Origin of the sequence: Pseudomonas sp. NBRC 111124, assembly GCF_001320245.1 — a bacterium.
Classification (GTDB): Bacteria; Pseudomonadota; Gammaproteobacteria; order Pseudomonadales; family Pseudomonadaceae; genus Aquipseudomonas.
This window is the reverse complement of sequence record NZ_BCBA01000035.1, coordinates 58,659-83,108: the sequence shown is the minus strand read 5'-3', so window position 1 is coordinate 83,108 and position 24,450 is coordinate 58,659. Positions and strand designations below refer to the sequence as shown.

General features: G+C 64.4%; 23 protein-coding genes. 7 read left to right on the top strand and 16 right to left on the bottom strand.

What is annotated here, in order from left to right:
* Positions 1 to 92: 92 nt before the first annotated feature.
* The 10 genes from APH28_RS15040 to APH28_RS14995 all read right to left on the bottom strand — a co-directional run bounded on the left by APH28_RS15040 (position 93) and on the right by APH28_RS14995 (position 9,555).
* Positions 93 to 1,460, bottom strand: a complete 1,368-nt coding sequence (locus APH28_RS15040; protein WP_060510578.1) for a PepSY domain-containing protein — start codon at positions 1,458 to 1,460, stop codon at positions 93 to 95.
* A gap of 61 nt (positions 1,461 to 1,521) precedes the next feature.
* Positions 1,522 to 3,579: a TonB-dependent copper receptor gene (locus tag APH28_RS15035; protein ID WP_060510577.1), complete on the bottom strand. Its 2,058-nt coding sequence runs from the start codon at positions 3,577 to 3,579 to the stop codon at positions 1,522 to 1,524.
* A gap of 65 nt (positions 3,580 to 3,644) precedes the next feature.
* Entirely contained in the window at positions 3,645 to 4,082 is a 438-nt protein-coding gene (locus tag APH28_RS15030) for a DUF2946 domain-containing protein (RefSeq protein WP_060510576.1), read from the bottom strand.
* A gap of 25 nt (positions 4,083 to 4,107) precedes the next feature.
* A complete protein-coding gene (locus tag APH28_RS15025; protein ID WP_060510574.1) occupies positions 4,108 to 4,587 on the bottom strand; it encodes a copper chaperone PCu(A)C in 480 nt (159 codons plus the stop codon).
* Between the two features lie 45 nt (positions 4,588 to 4,632).
* Positions 4,633 to 5,022 carry a DUF2946 domain-containing protein gene (locus tag APH28_RS15020; protein WP_060510572.1) on the bottom strand — a complete coding sequence of 130 codons (390 nt, stop codon included), beginning with the start codon at positions 5,020 to 5,022 and terminating at the stop codon, positions 4,633 to 4,635.
* A gap of 120 nt (positions 5,023 to 5,142) precedes the next feature.
* Positions 5,143 to 5,997 carry an SPFH domain-containing protein gene (locus APH28_RS15015; protein WP_060510569.1) on the bottom strand — a complete coding sequence of 285 codons (855 nt, stop codon included), beginning with the start codon at positions 5,995 to 5,997 and terminating at the stop codon, positions 5,143 to 5,145.
* Between the two features lie 27 nt (positions 5,998 to 6,024).
* Complete coding sequence (locus APH28_RS15010; RefSeq protein ID WP_060510567.1) at positions 6,025 to 6,462, bottom strand: NfeD family protein; 438 nt, start codon at positions 6,460 to 6,462, stop codon at positions 6,025 to 6,027.
* Positions 6,463 to 6,525: 63 nt separating this feature from the next.
* The gene (locus tag APH28_RS15005) at positions 6,526 to 7,260 is read right to left on the bottom strand and encodes a cobalt-precorrin-6A reductase (protein WP_060510564.1); all 735 of its coding nucleotides are present in this window, start codon (positions 7,258 to 7,260) and stop codon (positions 6,526 to 6,528) included.
* Complete coding sequence (locus APH28_RS15000; protein ID WP_060510561.1) at positions 7,257 to 8,351, bottom strand: cobalt-precorrin-5B (C(1))-methyltransferase; 1,095 nt, start codon at positions 8,349 to 8,351, stop codon at positions 7,257 to 7,259. Before APH28_RS15000 ends, APH28_RS15005 begins: the two co-directional genes overlap by 4 nt.
* Positions 8,344 to 9,555: a bifunctional cobalt-precorrin-7 (C(5))-methyltransferase/cobalt-precorrin-6B (C(15))-methyltransferase gene (locus APH28_RS14995; RefSeq protein WP_060510559.1), complete on the bottom strand. Its 1,212-nt coding sequence runs from the start codon at positions 9,553 to 9,555 to the stop codon at positions 8,344 to 8,346. Before APH28_RS14995 ends, APH28_RS15000 begins: the two co-directional genes overlap by 8 nt.
* A gap of 225 nt (positions 9,556 to 9,780) precedes the next feature.
* On the opposite strand from APH28_RS14995, the gene cobG reads away from it, so the two are divergent.
* The 7 genes from cobG to APH28_RS14960 all read left to right on the top strand — a co-directional run bounded on the left by cobG (position 9,781) and on the right by APH28_RS14960 (position 16,298).
* Positions 9,781 to 11,112 (top strand): precorrin-3B synthase, encoded by a 1,332-nt coding sequence (gene cobG, locus APH28_RS14990; protein WP_060510557.1) that lies wholly within the window; start codon positions 9,781 to 9,783, stop codon positions 11,110 to 11,112.
* A complete protein-coding gene (locus tag APH28_RS14985; protein WP_060510556.1) occupies positions 11,105 to 11,731 on the top strand; it encodes a precorrin-8X methylmutase in 627 nt (208 codons plus the stop codon). The genes cobG and APH28_RS14985 overlap by 8 nt, the downstream gene beginning before the upstream one ends.
* Entirely contained in the window at positions 11,728 to 12,459 is a 732-nt protein-coding gene (locus APH28_RS14980) for a precorrin-2 C(20)-methyltransferase (protein ID WP_060510554.1), read from the top strand. Before APH28_RS14985 ends, APH28_RS14980 begins: the two co-directional genes overlap by 4 nt.
* Positions 12,447 to 14,153, top strand: coding sequence for a precorrin-3B C(17)-methyltransferase (cobJ, locus tag APH28_RS14975; protein WP_060510552.1), 1,707 nt, complete (start codon positions 12,447 to 12,449; stop codon positions 14,151 to 14,153). The genes APH28_RS14980 and cobJ overlap by 13 nt, the downstream gene beginning before the upstream one ends.
* Positions 14,154 to 14,246: 93 nt before the next feature.
* Complete coding sequence (locus APH28_RS14970; protein WP_060510550.1) at positions 14,247 to 14,930, top strand: hypothetical protein; 684 nt, start codon at positions 14,247 to 14,249, stop codon at positions 14,928 to 14,930.
* Positions 14,931 to 14,989: 59 nt separating this feature from the next.
* A complete protein-coding gene (locus APH28_RS14965; protein ID WP_060510548.1) occupies positions 14,990 to 15,682 on the top strand; it encodes a hypothetical protein in 693 nt (230 codons plus the stop codon).
* Positions 15,675 to 16,298 carry a hypothetical protein gene (locus tag APH28_RS14960; protein WP_060510546.1) on the top strand — a complete coding sequence of 208 codons (624 nt, stop codon included), beginning with the start codon at positions 15,675 to 15,677 and terminating at the stop codon, positions 16,296 to 16,298. The genes APH28_RS14965 and APH28_RS14960 overlap by 8 nt, the downstream gene beginning before the upstream one ends.
* Here APH28_RS14960 and APH28_RS14955 read toward each other — a convergent pair.
* From APH28_RS14955 to dusB, 6 genes are all read right to left on the bottom strand, one after another.
* Positions 16,295 to 16,891 (bottom strand): MarC family protein, encoded by a 597-nt coding sequence (locus APH28_RS14955; protein ID WP_060510543.1) that lies wholly within the window; start codon positions 16,889 to 16,891, stop codon positions 16,295 to 16,297. The two genes, APH28_RS14960 and APH28_RS14955, sit on opposite strands and share 4 nt — an antisense overlap.
* Positions 16,892 to 16,940: 49 nt before the next feature.
* Positions 16,941 to 19,712 (bottom strand): hybrid sensor histidine kinase/response regulator, encoded by a 2,772-nt coding sequence (locus APH28_RS14950; RefSeq protein ID WP_060510541.1) that lies wholly within the window; start codon positions 19,710 to 19,712, stop codon positions 16,941 to 16,943.
* A gap of 135 nt (positions 19,713 to 19,847) precedes the next feature.
* Entirely contained in the window at positions 19,848 to 21,143 is a 1,296-nt protein-coding gene (gene purD, locus APH28_RS14945; RefSeq protein ID WP_060510539.1) for a phosphoribosylamine--glycine ligase, read from the bottom strand.
* Between the two features lie 135 nt (positions 21,144 to 21,278).
* Positions 21,279 to 22,886, bottom strand: coding sequence for a bifunctional phosphoribosylaminoimidazolecarboxamide formyltransferase/IMP cyclohydrolase (purH, locus tag APH28_RS14940; protein WP_060510537.1), 1,608 nt, complete (start codon positions 22,884 to 22,886; stop codon positions 21,279 to 21,281).
* An 80-nt stretch (positions 22,887 to 22,966) separates the two neighbouring features.
* Positions 22,967 to 23,287 (bottom strand): DNA-binding transcriptional regulator Fis, encoded by a 321-nt coding sequence (gene fis, locus APH28_RS14935; protein WP_008093076.1) that lies wholly within the window; start codon positions 23,285 to 23,287, stop codon positions 22,967 to 22,969.
* Complete coding sequence (dusB, locus tag APH28_RS14930) at positions 23,284 to 24,297, bottom strand: tRNA dihydrouridine synthase DusB (RefSeq protein ID WP_060510536.1); 1,014 nt, start codon at positions 24,295 to 24,297, stop codon at positions 23,284 to 23,286. Before dusB ends, fis begins: the two co-directional genes overlap by 4 nt.
* Positions 24,298 to 24,450 lie beyond the last annotated feature (153 nt).

The following is a 24,450-nucleotide window of genomic DNA, read 5'->3' as shown; positions in this document are numbered from 1 at the left end:
CGACAGATCGACTCGACTATTGCGGGGCAGCATTTGTCCTGTGGCGGCCTCTTCGCGGGTAAACCCGCGAAGAGGCCGGTGCAGGTCAACAATCAGGCATTGACTAGCACCCGGCGGCGTCTGACGACCAGGCTATCCACCACCCACATCACCACCATCGACACCCCTACCAGAGGGAACATAACGCCCAGCACCAGCATCACCCCCACCGCAGCCTTCCAGCGCGGCAGGTCATGACGCAGCGGCGGCACGCCCAGCCCGCCCTCGGGCCGGCGTTTCCACCACATCACCAGGCCGCTCACCGACCCCAGCAGGATCATCAGGCACACCAGCAGGATGATGATCTGGTTCAGCGCCCCGAACATCTTGCCCTCGTGCAGCATCACGCCCAACTCGGTAGCGCGGGCCACGGGGCTGTAGTCCTGCCAGCGCACATCGGCCAGTACCTTGCCGGTGTACTGGTCGATATGCAGGGTCGCATCGTTGCGCGGGTCGTCGGCGAATACGGCGATGGTATAAACGCCTTCGGCAGCGGTCGGCGCGGTGATGCTGTAGCCCGGCTCTACCTGACGTGCCGTGGCGATGTCTTGCACCTGTTGCAGGCTCACCTGCGGCGCCGCCGGTGCACTGTCCATCATGTGATGCCCGGCATGCTCGGCATGTGCGCCGGATTGCGGCATCGGCGTGTTCTCCATCGCCCACGGTACGGTCTGGCGGTGCGCGCTGTTCAGTTCGCGGGCCTCCTGGTCCGACTTGGGCACGTCATTCCACATGGCCGCGGGGAAGCGGTTCCAAAGATCGGCGTACTGCTTGCCCCACATGCCGGTCCAGGTCATGCCGCTGACCAGCATCAGCAACAGCAGGGCAGAACCCCAGAACCCGGTCACCGCATGCAGGTCGCGCCAGAACAACCGGCCTTTCGCTGCGAAGCGTGGCCACAGCACGCCGGCACCATTGCGCCCGCGTGGCCACCACAGGTAAAGGCCGGACACCACCAGCACGATGCCCCAGCCAGCAGCCAGCTCTACCAGGCGGTCACCGACCGTGCCGACCATCAGCTCGCCGTGCAGGGCACGGGCGATGGCCTGCAGGTTTTGCTTGCCGTCCTGCTCGCCAAGGATCTTACCGCTGTACGGGTCGACGAACACATTCAGCTCGCGGCCAGCGTCATGCACCACGAACTGCGCGCTGCGCTCGGCATTGATCGGTGGCAGGTACTGGCCGACATGGCCTTTCGGATAGGCCTGGCGCACTTCGGCCAGCAGCGTGTCGGCGCCCTGTCGATGGTGGCCGGCTTCGACCACCATCAGGTCACGGTACAGCAGCGGGTCGAGCTGCGGCTTGAACAGGTAGATGATCCCGGTAATCGCCAGCAGGATCATGAAAGGGGCGACGAACAGCCCGGCGTAGAAGTGCCAGCGCCAGGCCAGGTTGTAGAAGGAAACGCGTGTTCCGCTCATGGGAACCTCCTGTTTGACCAGCTGATGGGCGCGCCCGAAGCCGCGCCCGTTGTTGTTGTTGTCAGAAGCTGAAATCGACCTTGGTCCAGAAGGTCCTGCCTGGCTCGTTCACCGGCTGTGGATCATTGGCCGGGTAGCCGAACCCGGCATTCCCGGCCAGGTTCAGGTGCTCGGCGTAGGTCTTGTCGAACAGGTTGTCGACCCCCGCGCTGAGCTTGAGGTTGTGGTTCACCTTGTAGGCGCCATTGAGCGAGAACACGCCAAAGCCGGCGCTCTCGTCGAAGTCCTTGCCGACCACGTTGCCCTGGTTTTCGGCAATGCGGTTCTGCGCCGCCACCAGCCGCCACAGGGCCCCTGCACTCCAGCTGTCGCGGCTGTAGGTCAGGCCCAGGCGGCTTTCCAGCGGCGGCATCTGTGGCAGTTCCTTGCCGTCGCTGCTGTTCTTGCCCCAGGCGTAGGCCAGGGTGGCATCGGCCTTCCAGCGCTCGCTGAGCTTGTACGCAGCGCCCAGTTCGCCGCCCATGATGCGGGCGTCGATGTTCTGCGCCTGGGTGGTGCTCATGCCCATCATCCCAGTGCGGTAGTCGAACAGGATGTAGTCACGGATCTGCCCGACGTAGCCCGAAGCCCAGGCTTCCAGGCGCTCGTCGCGGTACTGGATGCCGAAGTCGAGCTGGGTGGTTTTCTCAGGCTTGATGCTGTCGAAGGCATTCACCGAGCCGGCAGGGCCCTGGTTCGGGGAGAACAGCTCCCAGTAGTCCGGGAAACGCTGGGCGTGGCCCAAGCCGATGTAGGTGGTAGCCGGCAGTGCTGCCAGGTCGTGCTCGTAGCGGATGAAACCGCTGGGCAACGTATCGGCGCGGGTGTCGCCGTTGGTGGCGCTGTTGCTACGGAAGTCCCGGGCCGAGGCACGGTCCAGACGGGCACCGGTGATCAGGCGATCTTCGGCGGTGGCGTACCAGCTCAGTTCGCCGAATGCGCCGTAGTTGTGGAAGTCGGCATCCTTTTCCCAGGGTTTGTCCTTGTAGGTGTCGATGCCCATGGCGCTGCGTGCGCGGTGCTCGTTGGTCTGCGCATCGATGCCGCTGACCAGTTGCACGTCGGCCCAGCGCCAGGTGGCCTTGATCCGTGCCCCCAAGGTGCGGCGGTCGACCGCGGCGGCCATGGGGCCGGCCATCATGCCGGTGCCCGAGGGGGTACGCAGGCTGTAGTTGTCCATCACGTGGTCGGCGTAGTTGTAGTAGACCTGAGCCTCGACCTTGTCGAGCACCTCGCCGAGGTTGGACTTTTCAAAGCGCAGGCCCAAGCTTTCGCGCTTGAACTGCGCGCCGTCCATGCCACGCCCGGCATAGCGGGCCTCGCCGTCGCCCTTGCCGGCGGTGAGTTCGAGCAGCGTGTCCTGATCGGGCGTCCAGCCCAGTGCCACGTCGCCGTTCCATTTCTCCCAGCGTGAAGGCACGGTGTCGCCGCTGCCATCGTGGTAATCGTCCGAGTGCGACTGGTTACCGACAAAGCGCGCATAACCCTGGCTGTTGCCTGCGGCAGCATCGAGCACCTTGTCGAAGCGGCCATTGGAGCCGGCCAGCAGGCTGGCGTCGACCCGGCTGCCGAGGCTGCCGAATTTCTCCGGTTCACGTTCGAAGAGGATGGTCCCCGCCGAGCCGCCTGGCCCCCAGATCACGCTTTGCGGGCCTTTGATCACGGTCAGGCGGTCGTAGGTTTCCGGAGCGATGTAGGAGGTGGGGGCATCCATGCGGTTGGGGCAGGCGCCGAGCATCACGCTGCCGTTGGTGAGGATGTTCAGGCGCGAGCCGAACATGCCGCGCAGTACCGGGTCACCGTTGGTGCCACCGGCGCGGATGGCCGAGAACCCGGGGATGGTCTTCAGGTAGTCGGCACCGTCGCTGGCCGGCACGGGCTGGCGCGGGTCCTTGGGGTTGGTGACCACGGTCAGCGGCGAGCTCGGCGCGAGCGCGGTGATTACCGTCGGGCTCAGCTCGGCCTCGGGGCCTTCATGGCCAAGATCAGCGGCCAGGGCCACGGGTGCGAGCAGCGAGCCGCACAGCGCGGCGAATGTCCCTCGCAGGGAGGGGGCAAAAACAGGGGTGCAGCCGGACATAGTGATTCCAGTCGATCAGTCATGAGTCTGCGCGAAGCCTCCTGGCTCCGTGCGATAACGGGGTGTCAGACGCTGATCGAAACGGGCGGCGCGCGGCTGCGCGCACCGGGGAACACGGCCTGCCGGGCATGACCCTGGCGCGTAGGTGCGGGGAGGAGGATGGGGGGAATTGCGCTGGCGACGCTGAGCGGGCTGAGGCTTTGCGGCAAGGCCGGGCAGTTGAACAGCAGGCTGCAGTAACCGCACTTTTCCCACATCACATGCAGCTGGCCGTCGTTGCCGTGGCTGTGATGGTTGTCGCTTGCGTGGGCGTGCCCGGCCGGCATGGACATCGACATGTCCATCGGCATGCTCATGCCGGCGTGGTGATCCATCGGCATCGACTGGGAAATCAGCGGGCCGATGAAGATCATCCACATGGCGAACAGGCTCAGCCAGCCGCCACCGACGCGCCTGCGTTCAGGGCGGGTGGTACGGCTGAGGCTGTCGCGCGGCAGGCTCATGGTGGCGAGCGCCTGTCAGCGGGTGTCAGTGCGCGTGTTCGTGAGCCTGGTCCGATGGCGCCTGTTTCTGCACGGCCACGTCGACGGTGATGTTGCCGGCCTTCTCGAAGTGCAGGGTCATCGGGAAGCGCTTGCCGTCAGTGAGCAGGCTGCGGTCCTTGGGCTGCATCAGCATCACGTGGTAGGCGCTGGGGGCGAAGGTCAGGTTCTTGCCGGCGGGCACCACCACGCTCTGCACCTGCTGCATCTTCATCGCGCCGCTGGCGCTCAGGGTGTGTTCATGCAACTGCGCGTCATCGCTGATCGGGCTGTCGACGCTGAGCAGGCGGTCATCGGCCTTGCCGTTGTTGTGCACGACGAAATACGCAGCGACGTTAGGTGAGTTGGGCGGTAGTTGCAGCGACCACGGGTGAGCGATGTGCAGGTCGCCCACGCTGTATTCATGGGCGTTGGCGTAAGCGCCGGGCAGCAGCAGGGCAGCCAGTGCAAGAGCTTGCTTGAGCATGGTGTGTCTCCGATCAGTGAGGTTCAGGCGAGCAGCATGAAAAACTCAGACCAGCGGAGAGGCACGGGGATTGAGCGCAGGCCAGAGTTGGCGCGGCGTGGGTTGGTAACTGGCGGGTGACGGCTCGCGCCCGGCCAACAGCGTCGGCGGGTTGTGCAATTGCGGCGGATAACCCGGCAGGGCCAGCAGCGGTGCGGCGCCCGAACAGCACCAGCAATGCTGCATGTTGGCGTGCTGGTCGCTTTGCGTGCCAAGGTCGATTTTGGCCAGGGCCTGGACATCGGGCTTGGCCTTGCCGGCGACGCTGGAACAGAAAGCCCCCCACAGCAGCTGCTCGGCCGGGCCCTTGGGCGCGGCAGAAGACAGCGGCATGGCCAGCAGGTTGAACAGCACTGCAAGGCAGGCTATCCAGGCAATGTGCCGACGTGGGGGCATGGAGAGATCCGGTCAGGAATCGTGGGCGGTATTGTAAGGCGGAGTATAGGTAAAAATGGTGGGGTGCGGTGAAGTGACGCAGGTGAGGTGGTCTGGGGCTGCCAGGCAGCCCCGGAATGCTCAAGCCTTGTTGCGGCCCATCAGGCCGCGCACGGTCTCCTGCAGGTCCGCTGGCAGTACCACGACCTTGGCATTGCTGCTGCTGGCCAGGTTCTCCATGGCCCCGACATAGCGCTCACCCAACAGGTACATGGCCGGCACGGTTTCGTTGCCCACCGCATCCTTGACCAGCGAGATTGCCCGCGCCGAAGCCTCGGCCAGGTTGATCTGCGCCTCGGCATCCAGCTTGGCCGACTGCAGGCGCGCCTCGGCTTCGAGGATCGCCGCCTGCTTGGCGCCTTCGGCGCGGGTTACGTCGGCTTTACGCTCACGCTCGGCAGCCGCCTGGCGCTCCATGGCCAGCTGCATGTTCTGTGACGGTTTGATGTCCTGGATCTCCACCGAGCGCACGGTCACGCCCCAGTCTTCGGTCTGCTCGGACATCGCTTCACGCAGCCGCGCCTTGATCTGCTCGCGGCTCGACAGCGCTTCGTCCAGGTCCATCGCACCGACAATGGCGCGCAGCGAGGTCATGGTCAGGCTGGTGACGGCGAACGAGAAGTTCTGCACGCCGTAGGAGGCTTTCTGCGGGTCTACCACCTTGGCGAAACACAGGGCGTTGGCAACGATCACCGCGTTGTCCTTGGTGATGATTTCCTGCTCCTGCACGTCGAGGATGATGTCTTTGGTCGGCAGGCGATAGGCGACCACGTCCATGTAGGGGATGACGATGTTCAGGCCGGGTTTGAGGGTGCTGTGGTAGCGGCCAAGGCGCTCGACAATCCACTCTTCGCCCTGGGGCACGATACGCACCCCCTTGAACACGGTGATCAGAACGAACAGGGCAATGGCGCCAACGACGATAAGACTGGTCATGATGCTAACTTCCTTTTAAATGCCGATTCAGGCCCGGATGACCCGGGCGGTGTTGCCTTCGATGGCGACGAGCCGCACGCGCTCGCCAGCGGGGATGTCGCCGTCGGCGACGCAGGTCCATTCCTCGTTGCCGAGCAGCGGCTTCTGGAAGCGCACGCGGCCTTTCTGGAATTGCGAGACGCTGCTGGTCAGCAGCCCGACTTCACCGATCACGCTGTCGGCGGTCCAGCGCACGTCCGGTTGCTTGCGTTTGAACAGCTTGAACCAGAGGAAGGTGGTCACCGAGGAGAACAGCACCCACAGCAGCACCTGCATATCCAGTTGCAGGGCGGGCGCGGCCAGGGCGATGAGCGAAACCAGCACGGCACCGATGCCGAACCAGATGATGAAGAACGTGGGCAGGACCAGTTCGAGCAGAATCAGGCCGATGCCGAAGACCAGCCAGATCCACCATTGCATTTCCATATGGGTGTCGCCTTCCGAAGGGGAGGGCCGGAGTTTACGGCAGCTAGGCGGAACAGGGCCACATCATGGGCTGCAGGAATATTCCGAAATGGCGGTAGCCAGTTGAGCGGTAGATGTGAATTCACGATCCAGTGCTGGCAAGCTCGGACGTTTCAGGATCAGCACCGGCACCCCTCGCTCTCTGGCCACGTCCAGCTTTGGCTCGGTGGCTACGCTGCCGCTGTTCTTGCTGACCAGTACATCAATGTGGCGCCGCTCGAACAAGGCCCGCTCATCATCGATCTGGAAGGGGCCGCGGGCGCCGATCACTTCGCAACGGTCATTGCCGGGGCATGCCTCCAGCGCCCGCAAGGTCCAGAACTGCTCCGGCGGAATCTCCTCAAGATGTTGCAGCGGCTCGCGGCCAAGGGTGAACAGCGGACGCCGGAACGGTTTGAGCGCTTCGATCAGCCCAGCCCAGTCTTCCACCTCGCGCCAGTCGTCCCCCGGCTGCGCCTGCCAGGCCGGGCGGCGCAGTGCCCAGCAGGGAATGCCGGCGGCCAGTGCGGCGCTGGCAGCGTTGCGGCTGATCTGTGCGGCATAAGGGTGGGTGGCGTCGATCAGCAGACTGATGCCAGCTTCACGCAGGTAGCCGGCCAGCCCGTCAGCGCCACCGTAGCCACCGACCCTTACCTGGCACGTGAGGTCCTGTGGCACACGGCCGATGCCGGCCAGGCTGTAGACGTGCTCGGGGCCGAGCTGGCGGGCGATGGCCAAGGCTTCGCTGACACCGCCGAGCAAAAGGATGCGGCGGCTCATTGCACACTGGCCTTGCCGACGATGCCGCCCTGGCGGTCGATGGCAAACACTTCGACCTCAACTTGAGCCGGCACCACGCTGCGGGCGAAGGCCAGCGCATGGGCGCACACCGCATCGCCCAAGGCGATGCCGGCGGCGTGCGCCAGGGCCAGCGCCTGCTGGCTGGTGTTGGCGGCAATGATCGCCGCTTGCAGCTCGGCGTCGGCACCGATATCCGCGGCCCAGCCAGCCAGCTGTGGCAGGTCGATGCTCGAGTGACGGCTGTGCAGGTCCATGTGGCCGGCGGCCAGCTTGCTGATCTTGCCGAAACCGCCGCACAGGGTCAGGCGTGGCACCGGCACCTTGCGCAGGTGCTTGAGCACGGCACCAACGAAATCGCCCATCTCGATCAGGGCGATCTCGGGCAGGTTGTAGACCCGGCGCATGGTGTCTTCGCTGGCGTTGCCGGTACAGGCGGCGATGTGCGTATAACCGTTGGTATGCGCGACATCGATGCCCTGGTGAATCGAGGCGATATAGGCCGCGCAGGAAAACGGCCGGACGATGCCACTGGTGCCGAGGATCGACAGCCCGCCGAGGATGCCCAGGCGCGGGTTCATGGTCTTCAGCGCCAGTTCCTCCCCTCCTTGCACATTGACCGTGACCTCGAAGCCGCCTGAATAGCCGCAGTCGTCGGCCAGTTGCTGCAGGTGCTCGCTGATCATCCGCCGTGGCACGGGGTTGATGGCTGGCTCACCGACTGCCAGCACCAGGCCGGGGCGGGTGACGGTGCCGACGCCCTTGCCTGCGACGAAGCGTATGCCGGGTTGCGCCTGCAAGCGGATCTGGCTGTAGAGCAGGGCGCCGTGGGTGACGTCGGGGTCGTCGCCGGCATCCTTGAGCGTGCCGGCTTCGGCGCGTTCGTCTATCAGACGGCAGAATTCCAGGCGCATCTGCACCACCTTGCCCTTGGGCAGGGTGATGCTTACCGCGTCGTCGCACTGGCCGGTCAGCAGCAACTTGGCGGCGGCCAGGCTGGTGGCGGTGGCGCAGCTGCCGGTGGTCAGGCCGCTGCGCAGGGGCGCGGGCTGCTCGCGGGTTTCTTCACGCATCGAGGGGTTTCACCACGTCGAGCAAGGTGATCGGCAACGCCTGGCGCCAGGTGTCGAAGGCGCCCAAGGGCTGGGCCTGGGCGACGTGGATACGGGTCAGCTCGCCGCCGTGCTGTTCACGGAAGTGCGCCAGGGCCAGTTCGCTTTGCAGGGTCACCGCATTGGCCACCAGCCGACCGCCAGGGCGCAGGCGCTCCCAACACAGGGGCAGTACGCCTTCGCGGGTGACGCCGCCGCCAATGAAAATAGCATCCGGGCGCTCCAGCTCGGCGAGGGCTTCGGGTGCCTTGCCACGAACCAGCTGCAAGCCGGGGACACCCAGGGCATCGCGGTTGTATTCGATAAAGCCCTGGCGGCCTTCGTCGGCTTCGATGGCCAGGGTGCGGCAGGCCGGGTGGGCGCGCATCCATTCGATGCCGATCGAGCCGCAACCCGCGCCGACGTCCCACAGCAATTCCCCAGGCTGTGGCGCCAGGCGCGCCAGGGTGATGGCACGCACGTCGCGCTTGGTCAGCTGGCCGTCATGGCGGAAGGCGCTGTCCGCCAGCCCGGGAACACGCGCAAGGCGCGGTGCATCAGGGCTGGCCAGGCATTCGATGGCGACCAGGTTGAGGTGGGCGATTTCGCTGTGGGGCCAGTCATCGGCGGTGCCTGTCAGCTGGCGTTCAGCGGTGCCGCCGAGGTGTTCCAGCACCTGCAGGCGGCTTGGCCCGAAGCCGCGCTCGCGCAGCAGCGCGGCGATGGCGGCTGGGCTATCGCCATCGTTGCTCAGCACCAGCAGGCGCTGACCGCTGTACAGGTGGGCATTGAGCGCCGCGAGGGGGCGTGCGACCACCGAGACCACGTGCACGTCTTGCAGCGGCCAACCCAGGCGGGCGGCGGCCAGGGCACAGGAAGAGGGCATCGACAGCACGTGCATTTCTGCGGCCGGCACCTGGCGCGCCAAGCTGGCCCCGACGCCATAGAACATCGGGTCACCGCTGGCCAGCACGCAGACGGGCTCACCGCGCAGGGCCAGCACCGGGGCGAGGGAAAACGGGGTCGGCCATTCTTGCCGCTGCGCGCTGATGCAGCGCGGCAGCAACGCCAGCTGGCGTGGGCTGCCGATGATCCGTGAGGCGCCCAGCAGCGCGCGCCGGGCCTGCTTGCCCAGGCCGCTGAAGCCGTCTTCGCCGATGCCTACTACTGTCAGCCAGGGGGTCATTCATACCTCTTTGGGGTCTGGGGCTGCTGTGCAGCCCATCGCGACACAAGGCCGCTCCTACAGGGGACGGTGATTCCTGTAGGAGCGGCCTTGTGTCGCGATGGGGCGCGCAGCGCCCCCAAATTTCTGCTCAATCGCTGTTGATGCTCGACCACCGGCTTTTCATGCCGCCGGACAAAGCAGGCATAATACCGCGCCTTCTACACTCAAGCGCATTTTCAGCGATTGCCGGACGCCCCTTTGACGCCAGCCAACCCACCCGCAGCATCACCCCGTCCCTCGGCCTGCCCGGGGTTGTGGCGCATCGTCAGCGCCCGTGACGGCGGCATCTGCCGCATCAAGTTGCCCGGCGGCCTGCTGCTGGCCGACCAGGCAGACGCAGTGGCGGTGGCAGCCGAGCGTTTCGCGGGCGGGGTGATCGAGGCTACCAACCGCGGCAACCTGCAGATCCGTGGCATCGGCGGCGATCATGCCGGGCTGGTCGAAAGCCTGCTGGCCGCCGGCCTCGGCCCGCGCGATGCCGCCAGCGACGACGTGCGCAACCTGATGCTCAGCCCCCTGGCCGGGCATGATCCGCAGAGTGTGCTGGACGTGCGCCCCTTGGCCGAGCAGATCCTCGACTTGTTGCAAGCTACCCCGCGTTTTCATGAGTTGTCTGCCAAGTTCGCCGTTCAGCTGGACGGTGGCGAGGGCGTGGCAATGCTCGAACACCCCCACGACCTGTGGCTCTCGGCATTGCGCCTGGAGCAGCGTGACTGGCTGGCATTCGGCCTGGCCAGCTGCCCGGCCGACGGCCAGGTACTGGGCGCGGTGCCGTTGGAGCAGGGGCTGGCGCTGGTGAGCGCGGTGCTTGAACGCTTTCTTGATCTGGCAACTGCGGAGCAGTCGCGCATGCGTCAGCTGCTGCAATGTTGCCCTGCCGACGTTTTCATTGCTGGCCTTGGTGTGGATGTCCGCCGCGATGCGGTCGTGCTCGAATGGAAGCGCGAAGCCACTGAGCGCCCATGGCTGGGGCGCGTTGTTCAGCAGCAGGGCATGGCGCTGGGCGTTGCGCCGCCCTTGGGCCGTCTGACGCCAGCCATGTTGCGTGGGGTTGCCCGGGTGGCTCGCCAATGGGGTGACGGCAGCCTGCGCCTGAGCCCGTGGCAAAGCCTGATGTTGCCCAATATCGCCGCTGCCAACTTCGAACAGGCCCGTGTCGAGCTTTCGTCGCTGGGCCTGCTCTGCCAGGCCGATGAGCCTTTGGCGCGCGTGGTCGCCTGCACCGGCAGCAGTGGCTGTGCCAAGGCCCAGGCCGATACCAAGGCCGATGCCGTGGAGCTGGCGGCCCTGCTGGGCAGTGGCGCGCCCGGCAGCGTGCACCTGTCCGGCTGCCCGCGTTCCTGTGCCGTGGCCCATGTCGCCCCGGCCACCTTGCTGGCCCGTTCACCGGGCCGCTATGACCTCTATCTGCGTGACGCGCACCTGCCGGGCCTGGGTGCCCTGCGCGCCACCGACCTTACCTTGAATGAAGCAGGCGCCATGCTCGCCCTGCCGACGGAGCACCTTGATGATTGACTACATCCGCGATGGTCAGGAGATCTATCGCAATTCCTTCCGGATCATCCGTGAGGAAGCCCGGCTCGAGCGGATTCCCGCCGACCTGGAAAAGCTCGCCGTGCGCGTGATTCATGCCTGTGGCATGGTCGACGCGATCGACGGCCTGCAGTTCTCCGAAGGTGCCGGCCGTGCCGGTCGTGAGGCACTGGCCAAGGGTGCGCCGATCCTCTGCGACGCGCACATGGTGGCCGAGGGCATCACCCGCGCGCGCCTGCCCGCCAACAATCAGGTGATCTGCACCCTGCGCGACCCAAGCGTGCCTGGCTTGGCCAAGGACGCCGGCAACACCCGCTCTGCCGTGGCGCTGGAACTGTGGCGTCCGTACCTGGAAGGTAGCGTTGTGGTGATCGGCAATGCCCCGACCGCGCTGTTCTATCTGCTGGAGATGATTGATGCCGGTGCCCCCAAACCTGCACTGATCCTCGGCTTCCCGGTTGGTTTCGTCGGTGCTGCCGAGTCCAAGGCGATGCTCGCCGCCGACAGCCGCGGCGTGCCGTTCGTGATCATGCAGGGCCGCCTCGGCGGCAGCGCGATGGCTGCTGCCGCAGTCAACGCCCTGGCCACGGAGGTGGAATGATGGCGCGTGGACGACTGCTGGGCCTGGGCGTAGGCCCTGGCGACCCTGAACTGATCACCGTCAAGGCGCTGCGCCTGCTGCGCGAGTCGCCAGTGGTGGCGTACTTCGTGGCCAAGGGCAAGCGCGGCAACGCCTTTGGCATCATCGAGGCGCACCTGCAAGCCGAGCAGACCCTGCTGCCGTTGGTGTACCCGGTGACCACCGAGGTGCTGCCTGCACCGCTGTCCTACGAGCAGGTGATCAGTGATTTCTACGATGAAGCGGCCGTGCAGGTAGCCGAGCACCTGGACGCCGGCCGCGATGTGGCGGTGATCTGCGAAGGTGACCCGTTCTTCTACGGCTCCTACATGTACCTGCACGACCGCCTCGCCCAGCAGCATGAAGCCGAAGTGGTCCCGGGCGTCTGCTCGATGCTCGGTGGCGCCTCGGTACTGGGCGCGCCGCTGGTGTATCGCAACCAGAGCCTGTCGGTGCTGTCGGGCGTGCTGCCTGGCGAAGAACTCAAGCGCCGCCTGGCTGACGCCGATGCGGCGGTGATCATGAAGCTGGGCCGCAACTTCCCCAAGGTGCGTCAGGTGCTGGGCGAGCTGGGCCTGGACGGGCGCGCGCTGTATGTCGAGCGGGCGACCATGGCCAACCAGAAGATCGTGCCGCTGGATGAGGTGGACCCGCAGTCCTCGCCGTACTTCTCGCTGATTATCGTGCCGGGGGAAAAATGGCAGGGCTGAACAAGCTACAGGCGCCGGCCATCGTCATCCTCGGCGGCGGCAGCCTGGCTACGGCGCAGCGTATCCAGCAGCGTTATCCACAGGCGACCATCCATGGCCTGCGTGGCCGGGTCGAGGGCGCCGATCAGTATTACGACGGGTTTGGCGACACCCTGCGCGTGCTGTACCAGCAGGCCACGCCGATTATCGCGCTATGCGCTGCCGGCATCGTCATCCGCAGCCTGGCCAGCCTGCTCGATGAGAAAGGCGCCGAGCCGCCGGTACTGGCCGTGGCCGAGGACGGTAGCGCGGTGGTGCCGCTGTTGGGTGGCCTGAGCGGTGTCAATGTCATGGCGCGCGAACTCGGCGAGGCGCTGGGTGTGGCGGCGGCGATCACCACCAGTGGTGAACTGCGCTTCGGCACCTGTCTGCTCAACCCGCCCGAGGGCTATGCCCTGGCGGACCTCGAACAGGGCAAGCGGTTTGTCTCCGACCTGCTAGCCGGCGAAAGCGTGCGCGTCGAGGGTGACGCGCCCTGGCTTGCCCAGGCGCAACTGCCGGCCAGTGACACCGCCCGGCGCACCATCCATGTCGGCTGTGACGCGCGCGTGGCCAGCCGTGACGAGTTGCTGATCCACCCTCGCTCTGTGGTGGTGGCGCTCGCCGCAGGCGGGCCCGGTCTGGCCGAGCAAGTGCGTGGCGCCTTGCATGAGGCCGGCATTGCCGAACCTTCGCTGGCGTGCCTGTTGGTCGCCGAGCAGGCGATGGCCGAGCCTTCCTTGCACGAGGCTGCCGCAGAACTGGGCGTTGTGCTGCGCTTCGCGGCAATGAACGGCACGCTGGCCAGCATGGCGGCCGAAGCCTTGCCCGAGGCTCGCCTGATCGAACAGTCGGGCCTGGTCATTGCATCGGCCGCACAACCGGTCGACACGGCACACCTGGGGCGCAAGCGTGGACGCCTGGCAGTGATCGGCCTGGGCCCTGGTGCCGCCGAGCTGATGGTCCCGGCGGTGAAAGCGGAGCTGGCGCGTGCCGAGGACATCCTCGGCTACGAGACCTATGTGCGCATGGCCGGGCCGTTCCGTGACGACCAGGTACAGCACTGCACCGACAACCGTGAAGAGATGCAGCGTGCCCGGCATGCTTTCGAGCTGGCGGCCCAAGGTCGTTCGGTTGTGGTGGTGTCTTCGGGCGACCCTGGGGTGTTCGCCATGGCATCTGCCGTGCTCGAGGCGCTGCATGAGTCCAGCGACCCCGCTTGGCACCGAGTCGATCTTGAGATCCTGCCGGGTGTCTCGGCTTCGCTGGCGACCGCTGCGCAGGCCGGTGCGCCGCTGGGGCACGATTTCTGCGTGATGTCGCTGTCGGACAACCTCAAGCCGTGGTCAATCATCGAGAAACGCCTGGACCTGGCGGCGCAGGCCGACCTGGTGTTGGCGTTCTACAACCCGATTTCAAAGTCCAGGCCGCACCAGCTGGGCGTGGCGCTGGAGGTGGTGCGCCGGCACCGCGAGGGTGGCACGCCGGTCGTTCTTGGGCGTGACATCGGTAGGCCCGGGCAGACGCTGAAGGTAGTCACATTGGCCGAACTGCTGCCGGAAATGGTCGACATGCGCACTATGGTTTTGGTCGGCTCCTCTACAACCTGCGTGTTTCCTCGCCTTTGCGGTGGGGTATGGGCCTACACGCCGCGTTGGTATCCCACAGCCAACTGATTGCCGCGGAAACTCTTCAGCGCGTTGCATCGCGAACGCGCCGACTAAGGTGGTTGCCCCCGTACCGAGGGGCAACCATCAAGGAGTTTCCACATGTCCGATGAAACACAAGTTGTCACCCGCAGTGACGCCGCCATCCTGGTCGAAGGCAACCTGCTGGCCTGCGGCGCAGGCATGTCTGCGCAAAGCCGTCACGATGTGAAGAATGCATTTCACTTTGCCACGCTGGTGGCCGACAAGACGTTCGATGCCCAGAAGCAGAGCCGCGAATGGTATGACAAGTTTGTCGATGCCATGCGCGACCTCGGCTTCACCATTGCTCGGCGCAACTTCGAGCTGGAAACCTCGGCAGAGCTCTCTGTGACCGTAGGTGCTGTGGCGGTGCGTGCGATAGGTGCTGCTGGCAGTGCCTTGCTGGGTGGAACGGTACTGGCAGACCTGGCGAAGAGCGCCTTCGAAAAACTGACCACCGTGGAAAGCGATGCCAAGATTCTTGACCACAAGCGCAAGAACAAGGCCAGGGGCATGGTGGGCATGGGCGCTTGTATCGAAACCGAAAAGCAGGATGTTGTCATGGTGGTGAGTTGCATCCAGGCGTCTGCACCGAGCCTGGATGACGACGTGCTGGGTGTCCAGTGGACGCTGGACAAGACTCGATACTACGCCGGAACGGCCGTGCTCACGCTCAATACCTTTGTGTACGGCAAAGTTCGGGAGACCGTAGAAAACAAACTCGGCGTGCGCAGTGTCGAGAACGTTCTCCAATACGACATCTGATTGCCGGGCGGTGTTGCTGCAACGCCGCCTTGTTCGGCTCTTTGAATAGGAGCAACACGATGGACAGCGCAGTTGAACGGCTGATATTGATTGGCGCAACGGCATTGCTGTATTCGCCGGGCGCGCTTGAGGAACAACGTCAGGCCGCATTTGATTCAATACTCTATGCGCAGTTGGTGGCCAACAAGAACGTAGGGTCACGCTTTGCTGAATACGAACGCTGGTACGCCGCCTATCTGGATGCATACAGCAAATTGGGCTGGATCAAGCTGGCCGGCACGCATGATGTCAAACAGTTGGGCCAACCATTGGCCCACGCGCAGACACAGCCGCTTGAGGGCTGGCTGCGGATGCGCTCCATTTGCCAGGAGGGGGTGCTGGCTGCGATAAGGGCGGGGTTGGGCCATTCGGCAGAAGGCCTGAGTCACTTGCTGAAGTTCGGCATCCAGGCCCAGTCCCAGCATTCGACGCTTGTGCTCGAGCTAGGCCTGCTCAAGCCGGGGCCGACGTTGGACCTGTGCAGCGTCACGATGCAACTCGACAAGCCGATCTCGGCTATTTCGCCGGACGTCTTGCTGGATGAAGCGGTGCTTGGAGGTGAAGCTGAATTCACTGCGGTCTCCCTGGCGCTGAACAACGCGTTCTTCCAGAACAGGCGTGATGAACTGCAGGCTTTGATGCACACCAAGAACGCAGAGGGGCACTATCGATTTGACCCTCATGCCCTGCCAGCAGGAGCACAGCATGAGTGAGGCCACTTCTGCCGTGATCGGCGCAGGGATTGTTTCGTTCCTACCGGGTATTTCCGCTGCACGCAAAGACAAGGTGAAACTGGCGTTGGCGATGGCCGAGCGAGCGACTGAGACGGCATACCGGGAAGGGTTGGTTGAAGACTGGCTGGCCTACTACCGCAATCAACTCAGATACATGGGCTGGGACGCTGTTTCCGCCGAAGAGGTTCACTGGCCTGACGAGCGCCGTGCCAGGCAAGCAGACCAGGTGCTGGAGACCATAGCGGCAACTGCAGGCGAGCATTTTGCCTCGGCGGTCAGCCTCTCCATGGAAAGGTTGCTGGCCAACCCGTCAGTACTTCGCGAGCTCGAGCGGCGCGCATCCGAGCGGCAGCACTTCCAGTTGCTGCCCTGCGCGCCGGCCGGTGCCAACCGGGTGGACATGGTGCTTTACCATGAGCGCGACACCCGTTCGGCCTTCAGCGCGGGCTTTATCAGCCACAAGCGCAGCCATCGGAACGTGCGTGCGGAGTTGGTACGTTTCAACATCCTGGCGTTCGAGAACAGCTATTTGCCCAAGGTGAAGGAGCAGGTTGTGAAGGTCAGCCTGCAGCGCATCCTGGACTACGCCATTTAAGGTACCAGGTATCCTTTGATCCCGGTGAAGATGATCTGCGCCGCCAGGGCGCAGACGAACAGCCCCATCAAGCGGCTGACGATCTGCAGGCCCTGGTCACCGAGCAGTTTTTCGATGCCGTGCGAAAGGTACAGCACCAGCCCCACGGTGAAGCTGGCCAGCGCGATGCTGACGATGGCCAGCAGCTTGTCATCCCAGTGCGGTTGGCTCACGCCCATCACCAGCAGTGCTCCGATGGTGCCGGGGCCGACGGTCAGTGGGATGGTCAGCGGCACGATGGTTACGTCCTGCTGCACGTTGTCGGCTTGCACCGCCGGTTTGCCCTGGGCCATGCCCAACGCGGAAATGAACAGCACGCTGCCAGCACCGATGCGGAAGGCGTCGGCAGTGATGCCGAAGATACCGAAGATTACCCGCCCGAACAGATAGAGCAGCACGCTGGCCACCAGCGCGGCGAAGGCGACCTTCCACGCCAGTTGCTTGCGCTCCTTGCTGGAGTGGCCGCGGGTCAGGCTGATGAAGCACGACAGCACGAAGAACGGGCTATAGAGCACCAGCATCTTCAGGTAGACACTGAACAACTCATGGAGCATGGGATGGTCCTTGAGGGATGAGGGCAGTCTGCAGGTGCGGCCAGCCTGGTCAGGAAGTATGGGCCGGATCAGCCTTGGTTTCGCGCTGATTGGCCCAGTACTGGATCAATTCGCGCAACTGCGACAGCTCCACCGGCTTGGCCATGTGCCCGTCCATGCCGGCCAGCCGCGCGCGTTCCTTGTGCTCTGCCAATATATGCGCGGTGAGCGCCACCACCGGGGTGCGCTGGCGTTGCTGGGTGGTTTCCCAGGCACGCAGCTGCTGGGTCGCGGAAAAACCGTCCATTACTGGCATTTCGCAGTCCATCAGCACCAGGTCGTAACGCTGTGCCTTCATGGCCTGCAAGGCCTCCTCGCCGTTACTGGCGGTATCAGGCTCCAGGTTGAGCTTGCCGAGCATGCCGCGGATGACCTTGGTCGAAATGCTGTTGTCTTCGGCCACCAGCACCCGGAAGTCGTTCGGTAGCTCAAGCGTGCTCGGCGCGCCGGGCAGCGGCGCCGGCACGGCCTGTTCGCGGCCGCGCTGGGCCAGTTCTTCGGCCAGTGTGGTCTTCAGCGTATAGCCGGCAACCGGCTTGGCCAGGATACGCTTGACCCCGGCATTGCGGGCGATGACTTTACTGGGTGCGTTGCTGATGCCGGTTAGCATCACCACCAGAATGTCGTGGTTCAGGCTCGGGTCTTCCTTGATCTTGGCCGCCAACTGCATACCGGTCATGCCCGGCATGTTCTGGTCCAGCAACACCGCGTCGAAGTAGTCGCGCAGGTGGGCCTTGGTCCGCAGCAGGGCCAAGGCCTCCTTGCCGGACGGCACCGCACTGACATTCATGCCCCAGGCGCTGCACTGTTGCACCAGCACCTTGCGACAGGTGTCGTTGTCATCCACCACCAGCACCCGGGCGTCGCGCAACGGGCCGTCGAGGTCTGCCGGTGGCTGCTCCAGGCGTGACGGGTCGAGCGGCAAGGTCAGCCACAGGGTATTGCCCATGCTGGTACTGCTCTTGATGCCGAATTCACCTTGCATCAGGCCGATCAGCTGCTTGGCGATGACCAGGCCGAGGTGGCCGCCGAGCTTGTTGCTGGAGAGGAAGTGGTGGCTATGCAATTCGGCCTGCAGCAGGGCTTCGCGCTCGGCGGCCGGCAGCGGCTCGCCACTGTCCTGCACGGCAATGCGCAGACGCGGGATTTCGCCGCGCTGGTCCAGCGCCACCACCAGCAGGATCTCGCCCTGGGCGGTGTTCTTCAGAGCATTTTCCAGCAAGCTCGACAGCGCCTGACGCAGGCGCGTCGGGTCGCCGCTGATGACCCGCGGCACCTGCGGCTGGGTGAAACTGATCAGTTCGATGTTCTGCTGCTCGGCCTTGGCGCGGAAAATGTTGAGGCAGTCTTCGATCAGGGCGTTGAGGTCGAACTGTACGTCATCCAGCTCGATCTGCCGGGATTCGAGCTTGGAAATGTCGAGAATCTCGTTGATCAGCGTCAGCAACTCGTTGCCGGCGCTGTGGATGGTCTGCACATAGTCGCGCTGCTTGACCGACAGCGGTGTGCCGAGCAGCAGTTCGGTCATGCCCAGCACACCGTTCATGGGGGTGCGAATTTCGTGGCTGATCTTTGCCAGAAACTCCGCCTTGGCGTTGATCTCGGCATCGCTGGCAGCCAGGGCACGGCTGGCGCTGAAGCGTTCCTCGCTCATGCGCCGCAGGCGCTCACTGACGGACAGGTTAAGCAGCAGGCCGCTGGCCACGGTCATGCCCAGGAGGATGCACAGCAGCCAGGGCGTCGAGGTGCGGGTCAGGCCGAGCAGGGCGGGCAGCAGCACCAGGCCACCAAGGTTGAACACCAGCATGGCGAGGGTGAACAGCCGTGCGGGGGCATAGCCCTTGTACCAGTGGTAGCTGCTGGCCAGCAGCATGGTCACGCTGCCGATGGCCAGCAGGGCATAGGTCATCAGGTTGAGTGGCAGGGTGTCGACGAACAGCAGGATCAGCCCGCTGACCGCAGCGACCAGCATTTCGCCCTGTAGCAAGCGGTTGAGCCGCGGCGAGTTGCAGGGTGAAAAGAAATGCTGGGTGAAATACAGCCCCGACAACCCGGCCAGCACCAAGGTCAGGTACGCGGCCGGGGTTTGCGCGCTGTGCCACAGGTGCCACCACGGGCCGCTGAGGTTGAGCAGGATCAGGCCGCTGAGCATCATCAGGCCGTGGTACAGGGCCAGATACAGGGTGGTGCTGGAGCGGGTGTAGAGGAAGCGGATCAGGTTGTGCAGGATGAGCATCACCAGGCCGCCGAACAACATGCCGAACAGCAATGGCTGGCTATGGTCGGAGGCGGCGACCGCCGCAGGCTCCAGGCTGATGGCCGGGCGCAGTTGGTGCTCCGAGACCAGGCGCAGGTAGATGTCCAGCGCGTGCTGGCTATTGGGCAAAGGTAATACGTGGTCACTGCCGCGCAGGGTCGGGCTGCCATTGCCGGCCTGGCGGCCATGGTGCAGTTGGCGCAGCAGCTTGTCGCCATCCAGGGCGTACAGATCGAGGCGGGACAGATCAGGGGCAAAGATGCGCAGCAACTGCTCCTGGTCGCCTGGTTCCAGACGATAGTGCAACCACAGGGCCTGTTCGGCCGGTGCGGCATCGAGCTCGCCAAGGGTGGTCGGGCTGAACTGGCTGCGATAGCGATCAGAGCGCACGTCGCTCAATTGCAGGTTGGCCTGTTCATCGAGCAGAACGGACCAACCACCGCCCTGTTCGGCCGAAGCCGGGAGCAGGCAGAGCAAAGTCAGCAAGCTGACGATCAGAGCTGTGGCAATCCGGAGCCGACGCACTACGAGATCCCTTCCTAGCCGATGTGCCAGACACTTACTATGCGCGGCGCGCCAAGTCGAAGGCAAGGCCCCCGTGGGGCCCTGTCGACGAGCCGGATGCCGCATGCACAAGCTGCTGCGGCAATCCGGTAAAACTTACTGCTGGTGCTCACCGCGTTCGCGGGCGATGGCCCGGTAGCCGATGTCGGTGCGGTAGAAGCTGCCGTTCCAGCTCACTTCCTTGGCCAGGCGGTAGGCCTGTTGCTGAGCATCGGCAACGCTGGCACCCATGGCGGTGGCGCAGAGCACGCGGCCGCCGTTGGTGACAACCTGGCCGTCTTTGAGCGAAGTACCGGCATGGAACACCTTGCCCTCGATCTTGGCCGCAGCCTCCAGGCCTTTGATCACGTCGCCCTTGGCGTAGTCGCCCGGGTAACCGCCGGCTGCCAGCACCACGCCCAGGCTCGGGCGCGGGTCCCACTGTGCTTCGACCTTGTCCAGGGCCTTGGCGAAGGCGGCTTCGATCAGCAGCACCAGGCTCGACTCCAGGCGCAGCATGACCGGCTGGGTCTCAGGGTCGCCGAAGCGGCAGTTGAACTCGATGACCTTGGGGTTGCCCGCCTTGTCGATCATCAGGCCGGCGTACAGGAAGCCGGTGTAGACGTTGCCTTCTTCAGCCATGCCACGCACCGTTGGCCAGATCACCTGGTCCATCACGCGCTGGTGCACGTCCGGGGTCACTACCGGGGCAGGCGAGTAGGCGCCCATGCCGCCAGTGTTCGGGCCGGTGTCCTGGTCGCCGACGCGCTTGTGGTCCTGGCTGGTAGCCATTGGCAGCACGTTGTGGCCATCGACCATGACGATGAAGCTGGCTTCCTCGCCATCGAGGAACTCTTCGATGACCACGCGCGAACCCGCCTCGCCGAAGGCGTTGCCGGCGAGCATGTCACGCACGGCGGCTTCGGCTTCTTCCAGGGTCATGGCAACGATTACGCCCTTGCCCGCAGCCAGGCCATCGGCCTTGATCACGATCGGTGCGCCTTTTTCCTGCAGGTAGGCCAGGGCCGGCTCGATCTCGGTGAAGTTCTGGTAGTCGGCAGTCGGGATCTTGTGGCGCGCCAGGAAGTCCTTGGTGAAGGCCTTGGAACCTTCCAGCTGGGCTGCGCCCTTGGTTGGGCCGAAGCAGTCCAGGCCACGGCTGCGGAACAGGTCGACCACGCCGATCACCAGTGGGGCTTCTGGGCCAACGATGGTCAGGTCAACGTGCTTCTCGGCGAAGTCGGCCAGTTGCTCCAGCGCGCAGACGTCGATGGCGACGTTCTCGCATTTTGGCTCGATGGCAGTGCCAGCGTTGCCCGGGGCAACGAAGACTTTCTCGACGCGTGGGTCCTGGGCGACTTTCCAGGCCAGGGCGTGCTCACGGCCGCCGCTGCCGATGATCAAAACTTTCATGTCAAAACCTCTGTTTGGCGGCGAACCTCGGCCCCTGTGGGAGCGGGTTTACCCGCGAATGCGGCGGTGAGCCCACCATCGTATTCGCGGGTAAACCCGCTCCCACAGGGGCCGAGGTTCGGCCGACCAGGTGAATTAGTGGCGGAAGTGGCGCATGCCAGTGAATACCATGGCGATGCCGGCTTCATCAGCGGCAGCAATCACCTCGGCATCACGCATCGAACCACCCGGCTGGATTACGGCGCTGATACCCACTTTAGCCGCATTGTCGATGCCGTCACGGAACGGGAAGAACGCATCCGAGGCCATGACCGCACCCTGCACCTGCAGGCCGGCATGCTCGGCCTTGATGGCGGCGATGCGGGCGGAGTTGACGCGGCTCATCTGGCCGGCGCCGACGCCAATGGTCTGGCGCTGCTTGGCGTAGACGATGGCATTGGACTTGACGAACTTGGCCACTTTCCAGGCAAACACCAGGTCGTGGATCTCTTGTTCGGTCGGGGCACGCTTGGTGACGATCTTCAGGTCATCGGCGGTGATCATGCCAATGTCGCGGCTCTGCACCAGCAGGCCACCGTTGACGCGCTTGAAGTCCCAACCGGCAGCGCGCTCGGCTGGCCACTCGCCGCATTCCAGCAGACGCACGTTCTGCTTGGCCGCCACCACGTCGCGGGCAGCCTGGGAGATTTTCGGCGCGATGATCACTTCGACGAACTGACGGTCGACGATAGCCTGGGCGGTTTCGCCGTCCAGTTCGCGGTTGAAGGCGATGATGCCGCCGAATGCCGACTCGGTGTCGGTGGCGTAGGCCAGGTCGTAGGCCTTGCGGATGCCGCCTTCTTCTTCAGGCACAACAGCCACGCCGCACGGGTTGGCGTGCTTTACGATGACGCAGGCCGGCTTGACGAAGCTCTTCACGCACTCCAGTGCGGCGTCGGTGTCGGCCACGTTGTTGAACGACAGTTCCTTGCCCTGCAGCTGCACGGCGGTGGAAATGCTGGCTTCGCCTTTTTTCGCTTCAACGTAGAACGCCGCGCTCTGGTGCGGGTTCTCGCCGTAGCGCATTTCCTGGGCCTTGACGAACTGGCTGTTGAAGGTGCGCGGGAACTCGCTGCGCGCTTCGGTGCTCAGGGTTTCTTTGGCCTGGTCGATGGTGCCCATGTAGTTGGCGATCATGCCGTCGTAGGCGGCAGTGTGCTCGAACGCCTTGAGCATCAGGTCGAAGCGCTGGGCGTAGGTCAGGCCACCGGCCTTCAGGCCTTCCAGCACGCTGGCGTAGTCGCTGGCGTTGACCACGATGGCGACGTCTTTGTGGTTCTTGGCAGCCGAACGGACCATGGTCGGGCCGCCGATGTCGATGTTCTCGATGGCGGTCGGCAGGTCACAGCCCGGCTTGGAAATGGTGGCTTCGAACGGGTAGAGGTTGACCGCAACCAGGTCGATCGGCTTGATGCCGTGCTCGTTCATGATAGCGTCGTCGGTGCCGCGACGGCCGAGGATGCCACCGTGGATCTTCGGGTGCAGGGTCTTGACCCGGCCATCCATCATTTCGGCGAAGCCAGTGTAGTCGGCCACTTCCACCGCGTTCACACCGTTGTCCTTGAGCAGCTTGTAGGTGCCGCCGGTGGACAGGATCTCGACACCGAGCTGTTGCAGCTCACGGGCGAATTCGAGGATACCGGTCTTGTCGGAGACGCTGATCAGGGCGCGGCGGACTGGCAGGCGGGTAGTCTGGTCGGTCATTTCGGGTTCCAATAACGCGGTGGAGTCAGCAAAAAAGGCGTCTCTTCGCAGAGGCCGCCTTTTCTGATTGGGATTCTGGCTTACAACAAGTCGTACTGCTTGAGCTTCTTGCGCAGGGTGCCACGGTTGAGCCCGAGCATCTCGCTGGCCTTGGTCTGGTTACCCTTCACGTAGTTCATCACGCTTTCGAGCAGGGGCGCCTCGACTTCGGACAGCACCAGGTTGTACACGTCAGTGACGGTCGCGCCTTCCAGGTGTGCGAAGTAGTTGTGCAGCGCCTTCTCGACGCTGTCGCGAAGGGTCTGGCCCTCTTCGCTCGGCGTGTTGAGGTGCTGTTTGAGGTTGGCGTTGTCGCTCACGGGCGTTGTTCCACTCACTAATGTCTCGGTCATCATCGTCATGCGGCCACCCCTTGTCCGTCCTCTGTCTCAAGGCTCTGTCGACGTTCGCTGAAATACTCGCGAACGTTGGCGCACTGCGCTTGTGTGTCTTCCAAAGCGTTGAACCGGGAGCGAAACTCCTTGCCGCCGGGTCGTGTTGCCAGGTACCAGCCCACGTGCTTGCGGGCGATACGTACGCCCATCACATCGCCATAGAAGGCATGCAGCGCGGCCAGGTGCTCCAGCAGGATGCGTTCCACTTCGTCCAACTGCGGGGGCGGCAAATGCTGGCCAGTCCCCAAAAAATGTTCGATCTCGCGAAAGATCCACGGCCGCCCCTGGGCAGCCCGGCCAATCAGCAAGCCGTCGACCCCGGTGGCATCCAGCACCGCCCGGGCCTTTTCTGGCGAAGTGATATCGCCATTGGCGAAAACCGGGATCGACACCGCTTGCTTGATGACAGCGATGGTGTCGTATTCGGCTTCGCCGGTGTACAGGTCGGCGCGTGTGCGGCCATGCACCGCCAGCGCCTGGATGCCAGCCTGTTCGGCGATCTTCGCCACGTTCAGGCCGTTCTTGTTCGCCCGGTCCCAGCCGGTGCGGATTTTCAGCGTCACTGGCACGTCCACCGCGCCGACAACGGCGTGGAGGATTTCCGTGACCAGCGCTTCATCTCTCAATAAAGCAGAGCCTGCAGCTTTGTTGCAGACTTTTTTTGCCGGGCAGCCCATGTTGATGTCGATGATCTGGGCGCCTGCCTCGACGTTGGCCCGGGCCGCCGCCGCCATCATCTGCGCATCACCACCGGCGATCTGTACCGAGCGCGGCTCGGGATCACCTTCATGGATGCGGCGCAGGCTGGACTTGCGGCTGTTCCACAGGCTCATGTCGCTGCTGACCATCTCCGATACCACCATGCCGGCGCCCAGGCGCTTGCAAAGTGTACGGAAAGGCTGGTCCGTGACCCCGGCCATGGGCGCGAGGATCAGGTTGTTGCGTAGTGTGTATGGGCCGATGCGTACCGCCGACATAGGTGTTCCCTGTTGTGGGGCCGAATCATTGGAGTCGAAAAAGGGTTGGCATGATACCCGCTCTCGGTGACCGGATAAAGAAGGATTTGGATAAATTCTGAACAGTTGCGGCCTTATGCCCAAGGGTTCGCGACAGCAGGCTGGCGCCTATAT